The sequence below is a fragment of the Methanoculleus sp. UBA291 genome (assembly GCF_002499755.1).
Lineage (GTDB): Archaea > Halobacteriota > Methanomicrobia > Methanomicrobiales > Methanoculleaceae > Methanoculleus > Methanoculleus palmolei.
The window spans coordinates 24,775-32,871 of sequence record NZ_DANC01000049.1 but is presented as its reverse complement, the minus strand read 5'-3'; the positions used below and the strand labels follow the sequence as shown (position 1 = coordinate 32,871).

Here is an 8,097-nt window from a genome sequence, read left to right as displayed (position 1 = left end):
CTGTTGATGAATTCATGGGCGTAACGCCCTCTCTGACAGAGTTTGCCCCCGTTGACAGGTGCGCGCTGCCAATGCGTCACGTCAAAAACCATGCCGTCCCGGACAACGAGGTTGAACCCGCATCCGGTGCCGCAGTAGGGACATATCGTTGATACATATTTGATATCCATCTTGTTCTCCTCTGGCCGGGACAACATACCATCCGTATTATATAATAGGCTCGGTCATGACGAAATTTTTGATGAATATCAGTGGAACTTAGGAAGAGTAACTCACACCCGGCCAGGATTACCGACGCCGCCGTGAGCGTGACGAGGATGCCGGCAGGGGCTCGATTTCCCACGACCCCAGAAAAAGATCTGTATCACTCCTGCTGTTCCCGCAGGCGGGCTTCAGCGATCCGGGCCTCTGCGATCTCCCGGTAGATCGGGTCGATCTCAAACCCGATGTAATCCACACCGAGAGCGAGTGCCGCAAGCGCCGTGCTCCCGATGCCCATGAACGGGTCCAGGACAAGCGTCCCGGGTCGGCATCCGTGGAGCTGGATGCACATCTCCGGGAGTTTCACCGGGAAACTGGTAGGGTGCGACCGGGAAGAGCGGATGGTCCGGTAGGGGATGAACCAGGTGTTTCCCCGGTCGCGGAGGTCGCGTTCCGCTGCTTTCCACCGCCCGATGTTGCTCTTGTCCTGGTAAGGCACACCGATGCCCAGTTTGTCGAGAGCCACATCACCCATCTTTGTGAAGTGAAAGATGTGCTCGTGGCACTGACTCAGATAGCGGGAGCTGTTCACCGGCTGGTAGTGTCCAACGGCGATATCGCCGGCGATATTTTCATACTCTCCGACATCCTCCTTCTCGATGGCAATCGACTTGACCCAGTGGATGACGTTCTGCAACGCAAAATGAGGACGGAACTGCTGGATGACGTCGAAGGGTATCCAGGGGTCCCGGGGTTTTCCGCCGATGTTGAGGAAGAGCGAGCCGTCGTCGGCGAGGACCCGGGCGACCCCGGCCGCGACCGCGCCGATCCAGTTCAGGTAATCTTCCCGGGGCTTTCGGTCGTTGTAGGAATTGTACTCCTTCCCGATGTTGTAGGGCGGCGATGTGACGATAACATCGATGGAACCTGCCGGGAGGCGCTGCATGCCCTCCAGGCAGTCCATGGTATGGATGGTATTGACGGCAAGCCCGCCGGACCCAGACACTCCTCTCTCCTCTTCTGCCACTCCGATCATCTACAGGTTCGCAGTCCTCCGCAAAAAGGTGAACGAACCGGGAGGCCGGCACCGGAGCGGGGATCAGGATGTGTCGTCTCCATCCAGCACCGTCTGCCGGGCTTTCTCGAGCGCGTCGATGAGGTCCTCGACCTCGTAGGGGTTGAGCCCCCCGTTCCCGCAACTATCACGTTCAAGGTGGACGACCTGAAGGAGCGCGTCCTTGAGGACCTCAAGACGGCTCTCCGGAGAGAGAGTGACCTCGAACCGGTGGGAGATGCGGTCGGAGACACAGATAAAGTCACCGTGAACGGAGGCAAACGAGAGGATCTCATCGGCGGAAAGGACGATCTCCTGGTCTACCGCGATCTCCAGGACCACCGGCGTATCGGCACTTTCTTCTGCAAAACAGCGGGCGACCTTGATCTTCGTGGTGATTCCTCCGGTTGAGTGACAGTTGAGGTAATCTCTTCCGGGAGGTGATATAACGTTAATGCCATATCACTGTCAGGGTACGGCAGGTAGGGATTCTCCCGGAGGCAGTGGATCGTCGCCTCAAGGGTCCCGATATAGCCAGAGGCGGCCCTCCAGACTGACGAAATGTGCGGGTCGGCTTCTCATCCAGGGGTCTCCGGCTTCATGTACGGACGGAGAAGAACGCTACTTCCTTAAGCTCCAAAAGAGACGATAAAAGATGTCAACTACCCCGCGTTCTCGAGGCCCGGGAGAGGATGGCGGTGAAGAACGGGGGGAGACGTGACCGAGAGAAACCTATTTGGGGTACCCGAGGACGATAATCGTATTCAGAGGAGAGATGAGGATGGCGAGACCGATCGAACACTGGTGGATAAACGGATCAGGGCGTTGATGGGCGAAGGGGAGGAGGGGTTATCCATTTCGGCGGCCCGGATCTTGGGGATGAGGGGGCAGCCCTTGTCAAGCCATTCTCCGAAGGTAACTTTCCCGCGATTTGCCTTGTTACAATGATACCGCCGTTTTTGGCGCTCAAGTTGAGCCTTATACCTACACTCGGGGGAGCAGTATGCTTGCCGGGGTGCGATGTTGTAGTATGATGCATCGACCGTGCGAACCGCCGGTCGGGAACGAAGATCACCGGGAAGCAACCAGTTATGGCAGTAGGCGCAGGTGGGTTCGTTGACGGAGGAGACATATGGCTTGCCCGTCTTTTGATCGACCCATTCGGGATCAAGCCGATGACAAACCGTAGAGTGCGTCCCTGTCTCGAAGGGGAATGGTAGGTGCCAGAGATTCACCCGCTCGGATATGTCGTCAACCCAGTAACTGCAGAAGGCACCAGTGTCTTTGTCAAATAAAATGCACCCTGCCGACAGTGGTCGACGATGCCCCTCCTCTCCCCTCGCGAGACGATATGCTTTGACAGGTGTGTCCCAAGGTACATCGAATTTGTATTTTTTCGGAAGGTTGAGGTCGTCCCAAAACACCTCAGCCGGGAGGGGGTTTCCCCCTCCCGGCCCCTCCCCCGCGTGGCGATACCCGGAGGGAAGCCGTGTCAGCAATTTGACACCAAAAATTGCTCAATTCCTCCCGAGGATGTGTCAAAATACTCTGAACGATATGAATCTTCAGCGTTAGACACTTCTGGGATGACTTCGTTATCAGAAGGAAGTTGTGGTTCTCTTTGGGGTGGAATGAGATGGTTAGATCTATCGATAGTTTACATCCTGTTTCGTATCGTGTCCGGGATAATTCTTGAATGCCTTCAGGCATCAACGCTTATTACTAGGCTTCTTATGTTATAGGGTGAAGCGAAGCTTGCCCCCTCCCCCTCCTCCAGAAGTACTCCGATGAGAAAGAGAGGTAATGCGCAAGCAACCAACGCGACATCATGCTGTTTCCTGGACGCGCGCGGCCGTATTTTCTTTATTTAGACCCACACAGTAGGTATTGATGTTACGGCCTTCATTTCAGGAAAGGATTAAGAACTTGACTTTTTCAAGCCCCAGCCGAGGTTTGAACTCGGGACCTGCTGATTACAAGTCAGCCGCTCTGCCAGCTAAGCCACTGGGGCACACCTTATGTTGTGGGTCGTCTGCGGTAAAAAAGATGGCGCCGGTTCCTTATATCAGACCCCGTAACTCACACCTACCGGTGCTCACACTCCTGCTGCTCGCCACGCTCCCTCCCGGAGTGTTCCCAGGCCGTCCCTCCTTTGTAGAGGACCCGCCGGACCCGGTGATAGGGGATACAGGCGACGTAGGTCCCGGCGTCCACCTCCAGGTACTGCGCGTCGAGCGCAATGATCCTGTCGCCCTGCACCCTCGAGCGGTCACCCGGTGCTCCCCGGTCGACGTACTCGACTTCGACACGGGAGAAATCATAGCCGGGGTCGTGATAAAGCCGGAGCAGCAGCCGGTGGCTTGTCCGCATACCAGGGCTTCCTCGCTCCGCCAACCCATAAAGGTGTCGCCGCCCGCCCCCGACAGTTGCCTTCACCAAAAAAAACACAACAGGGATGCCCGATTGGCCGGCGAACCGGGGCCGCGAGACAAAGGCCGGGGATGGGTCTGCAATCTTCATAACCGAGGAGCACAGAAGTACCAGCAGGATGTCGCATCTCAACGTCGATCTCGGGGGCCGGCCCGGCCTCGACTGCCGGGGGTTTTGCTCGTACTGTTACTTCAAACACGTCCAGGGGACGACGTCGTTCGGCTGCAAGTACTGCCTCCCTTTCCAGAAAGGCTGCGACTACTGTACCCGGGGCGTGCGGGAAGGGTACGAAGGGTTCAAGGACCTCCGCACCGTCGCCGACGAGACGCTCGCAAACCTCCAGATAATGGGCGACGACATCGAGCGGATCACCATCAGCGGTGGCGGGGACCCGAGCTGCTACCCGGCGTTTCGCGATATTGTCGAGTTACTCGGCAGCATGGAGGCGCCGATCCACATCGGCTATACCAGCGGCAAGGGGTTTGACGACCCGGAGATCGCCGACTTCCTCATTGAGAACGGTCTCGCTGAAATCTCTTACACCGTTTTTGCCGCCGACCCGAACCTCCGGCGGCAGTGGATGCACGACCCGACGCCGGAAGCCTCACTCGCGGCCCTCGACCGACTTTGCGGTGCAATCGATGTCTATGCTGCCGCGGTCGTTATTCCCGGCGTCAACGATGGCGAACCCCTGGAACAAACCTGCGCGTGGCTGGAGGAGCGGGGCGCAAAAGGGCTGATCCTGATGCGGTTTGCAAACAGGACGGACCAGGGCCTCATCCTCGGCAACGCGCCGCTGATCGAGGGGCAGCGGGTCCACACCGTCGATGAGTTCCGCGACATCGTCACCAACTTAAACGAACAGTTCTCGATGAAGATCAGCGGTACTCCCCTCTGGGACCCCTCGATCGGTTCGCCCTTTGCAATCCTTCATGAACCCGATCTGCTCAAGAAACTCCCCCGGGTCCGGAAGCGCGCGACGGTGGTCACCGGGAGCGTCGCAGCACCCTTCATCCAGCGCGTCCTCTCGATCCGCGGCGCCACCTCAAGGGTCGTCAAGGTCAGAAAAGAGATCGCCTGCCTCATCACTGCCGACGACCTCGCCGGGGTGAACCTCAAAAGACTTGAAGAGGTCGTGATCATCCCCGGCCGGGCGTTCGTCCACGACGCTGAGGCCCGGGAAATCCTCTCCGCCGACGGCGTCGACCGGGAGGTGGTGCGCGGTCCCGAGATGCTGACGGCCGACGCAGAGATGAGTATGGGCATGACCCGAACGGAAGTGCTTGAGAAGGAGCTCGAAGGATTTTCGGCCCTGATCAACACGATCAACCGTTACGGCCGGTGATGGGCGGGCATGCCGGGAGCGTGAACCGGAAGACAGCGCCGCATGCGGGATGCCCGGACGCCCGGTCCTCCACCCACACCCGACCTCCATAACGCTCGATCAGCGTGCGGACGATATAGAGGCCGAGCCCTTTGCCGCTCTTTGTACCGCTCTTCCTGAATTTTTCAAAGACCCGGGGCTTCTCAACATCCGGGATCCCCGGGCCGGTATCCTCAACCGAGACCACAACGGCCCCCTCCTCCTCCCTGGTGGTGATCCGGATCGAGACGCCGGGACCGCCGAACTTGATGGCGTTTCCGACAAGATTTATGAAGACTGCCGGCAGGAGATCGTCGACGGCGACCCATCGGTTCTGCGGCACGTAGCAGATATCGACGTCGGGAAAGAGATTTATAACACCTTCGACGACGGGATCGAGGGCCGTCGGCCTGGACATCGGGATTTCTTCCGCGATCCGGCGGATCGCCGAGACGTTTCCGATGATCTCGGCGCTCTGTCTGACGGCGACCGCGAGTTTCCCGGCAAGATCCTTCTCCGGCCCGGAAAGCGTCTCCGCAAGAAGGGTAAAGTAACCCAGGGCGGCGGTGTTTGCATTGTTGATGTCGTGCGTCATGAGATCGAGGTAGAAATTCGCCTGCTCGTGGAGCCGCATCCGCTCAACGGCGCTTCCGACTCCACGACCGATGGAGGTGAGCAACTCCCGCTCGTCGGGGGAAAAGACATGAGCGTTCCTGCTGACCAGGTTGACGGCGCCGATGACCCGTCCCCCGGCAACAATGGGGATGCTGGCAAATGCCAGGATTCCGGTTTCGGCGTCCTGCGGATAACAGCGCGGATAATCCTCCACAAAGTACGCCACACCCCGTCCGAGAACTGTGTCGTAAGGCGGGGCGTCCATGTCGACGATCCGTCGAAACAAAAACCCTTTCGAAAGCCCCACTTCAGCGACCCGCTCAGCCCTGAACCGACCGGGGCCGATCAGGTATATGCCTCCTCCTTCAAAATCGAGAAAGTCCAGAGTCATTTTGAGGATGACCGCCAGCATTTCATCCAGATCCGCAGACGATGTGGCGGCTCTGACGACCTGGTTGATGACTGAGAGTTGGGCGTTCCTGCCCCGTGCCCTCGCCTCGGCGAGTTTTTGCTCGGTGATGTCCATGACAGCGACGGCCACACCCGGGTACCCGGCGCTCCCGCCGACGACCGGAGAGGCGGCGAGCCTGGCGTCGATCACCGTTCCGTCGGAACGCCGGAGTCGAAACTCGACGTCTATCCTCCCGCCCTCGTCCCGGTCGATCAGCGCCTTTGCCCGCGGAACGTCGCCCGGATCTACGAAAGAGAGGAAGGAGAGTCCCTGCATCGAACCCGGAGCGCAGCCGAGGATCTCCGTCATCCGGGCACTGGCAAAGATGACGGTGCCCCCCCGTTCGACGACCAGAACCCCTTCATGGAGACTCCTGCCGATCCCGCGCCACAGGCGATCCGCGTTGCCGAGGGCCACCTCCAGATTCCTCGCCATGACGGCGTATCGAACGGCGCAGACCAGGCGTCCGGGAGTGAAGTCCGCGCGAACCAGGTAATCGTCCGCACCGTGCCAGAGTGCACCGACCACCACATCCAGATCGCCACGCGAGATGAGAAGAATAACCGGAATACCGGGGGCTTTATCGTTCACCTCCTCCACAATATCCGGCTTCCGACCGGGGTCAAGCAGGATAAGGTCGAACGATTCTTGCTGGAGAACGTCGAGGGCTTCGTCAAACTGTCGGTAATGGGCCGTTTCTGTCGGTATCCCGCCGCCCCGGAGCGCCTGCTCGGCCCTGTAGGCGTCGTCCGGGCTTCCGGTGATAACGAGCAGCCTGAACGGATCGGGCACCACCATCACACCCCTGCCGGCAGGGTCCGGGTACTGAATGATTTTGACTTCATTCCCCGGCGCATCTCTATCCCTTTTACCCGGGGTCAAAAGATAAGTGTTACTGATAAGTCTCCGCCAGCCGGAGAAATCGCTCGATGACCCATTCGTTCCGGACGTCCGGATGAAAGAGAAGGCCGTAGAGGGGCAGGGAACGGTGCCGGATCGCCTGAACGCACTGGTCGGAGGCAGCAAGGGGTACGAACCGATCCGGGGTCCGGACAGCGTATTCGTGCAGTTCGTACGCCGGGAAGGTCTCCCTCCCGGCAAAGAGCGGATCGGGCGCGAGCACCCGGATGCCGGTCATGCCGATCTCACAGCACGGTTCGGTGCCGCCGCCGAAGACCGCCGCGAGAACCCGCATCCCGGAGGATATGCCGAGCACCGGGCGCTCGAACGCGAGAAGCCACCGGAACATCGCAAGGTGCCCGGCAAATCCGGTGTCCTTCAGTGCCGTTCCGCAGAGGACCACCGCATCCGCAGCCTCGATCTCCGGTGTACCGACGGCGGTATAGTGGCAGGTGGTGAACGGGGTTCCGGTCTCCCGGAGAAACCGTTCAACCGGCCCGACAAACTCGTCCCGGGAGAGCGAGCCGGCCCGGTAACAGAGGTCGACGACCAGGATCATTTCGCCACCAACCCTGCCCGCTCGATCCGGAGGATGCCGTTGTAGTTCCGATAAACGCGCGATGCCTCTTCGATCACTATCCGCTGGGAGAAAAACGGGGCGTCGGTGACAAAGGTCTCAAATTCCCCTCCTTCGCCAGTGAGGGCGATCCGGTACTTCCGGACGATCGTGCGGAGGTCGTCGAGGGTGCGGTGGTCGATCTCCCTTCCGAGCCACGATGCGTCGAAGGGGAAGGCAAAGACACCTGCGATGACGACCCGAAACCCGGCACCGATAAGTTCCTCCATATAGGCTTCCTGGTCCACATTCCAGAGCGGATTGAAGCACCAGAGATCCAGTTCATGGCAGACCCGCTGGACCCGTGTCGCCTGGTAGGCCGAGAGGATCGCCCCGGTAACGACCCCCTCGATCCCGAACTCCTCCCGGGCCCGGAGGAGAGCACGCGCGAGGTCCAGGAGTTCCGCTTCCTTCTCTCCTGCCGTCTCCACCTCCACGAGGGGGAGACCCGCCGCGGCGGCCCGGTA

At 59.7% G+C, this 8,097-nt stretch carries 8 protein-coding genes and 1 tRNA gene; 1 reads left to right on the top strand and 8 read right to left on the bottom strand.

Annotation, left to right across the window (positions count from 1 at the left end):
- The 5 genes from BP737_RS12010 to BP737_RS11990 all read right to left on the bottom strand — a co-directional run.
- On the bottom strand, positions 1-170 hold a 170-nt coding region (locus BP737_RS12010), incomplete at its 3' end, for a hypothetical protein (protein ID WP_342686214.1).
- A gap of 194 nt (positions 171-364) precedes the next feature.
- A complete protein-coding gene (locus BP737_RS12005) occupies positions 365-1,237 on the bottom strand; it encodes a DNA-methyltransferase (protein ID WP_292409366.1) in 873 nt (290 codons plus the stop codon).
- Positions 1,238-1,300: 63 nt separating this feature from the next.
- Positions 1,301-1,597 carry a hypothetical protein gene (locus BP737_RS12000; protein ID WP_292409367.1) on the bottom strand — a complete coding sequence of 99 codons (297 nt, stop codon included), beginning with the start codon at positions 1,595-1,597 and terminating at the stop codon, positions 1,301-1,303.
- A gap of 1,596 nt (positions 1,598-3,193) precedes the next feature.
- Positions 3,194-3,266, bottom strand: a tRNA-Thr gene (locus BP737_RS11995).
- A 74-nt stretch (positions 3,267-3,340) separates the two neighbouring features.
- On the bottom strand, positions 3,341-3,625 hold the full coding sequence (locus tag BP737_RS11990) for a DUF504 domain-containing protein (RefSeq protein WP_292409369.1): 285 nt from the start codon (positions 3,623-3,625) through the stop codon (positions 3,341-3,343).
- 178 nt (positions 3,626-3,803) lie between these two features.
- Between BP737_RS11990 and mmp10 the strand changes: the two genes are divergently transcribed.
- The gene (mmp10, locus tag BP737_RS11985) at positions 3,804-5,030 is read left to right on the top strand and encodes a methyl coenzyme M reductase-arginine methyltransferase Mmp10 (protein ID WP_292409428.1); all 1,227 of its coding nucleotides are present in this window, start codon (positions 3,804-3,806) and stop codon (positions 5,028-5,030) included.
- Here the strand turns inward: mmp10 and BP737_RS11980 are convergent.
- The 3 genes from BP737_RS11980 to BP737_RS11970 form a co-directional block, all read right to left on the bottom strand.
- A complete protein-coding gene (locus tag BP737_RS11980; RefSeq protein ID WP_292409371.1) occupies positions 5,011-6,912 on the bottom strand; it encodes an ATP-binding protein in 1,902 nt (633 codons plus the stop codon). The two genes, mmp10 and BP737_RS11980, sit on opposite strands and share 20 nt — an antisense overlap.
- A 94-nt stretch (positions 6,913-7,006) precedes the next feature.
- A complete protein-coding gene (locus tag BP737_RS11975; protein WP_292409373.1) occupies positions 7,007-7,573 on the bottom strand; it encodes a type 1 glutamine amidotransferase in 567 nt (188 codons plus the stop codon).
- A partial coding sequence (locus BP737_RS11970; protein ID WP_342686213.1) for a diphthine--ammonia ligase occupies positions 7,570-8,097 on the bottom strand: 528 nt, incomplete at its 5' end. The genes BP737_RS11970 and BP737_RS11975, both read right to left, overlap by 4 nt.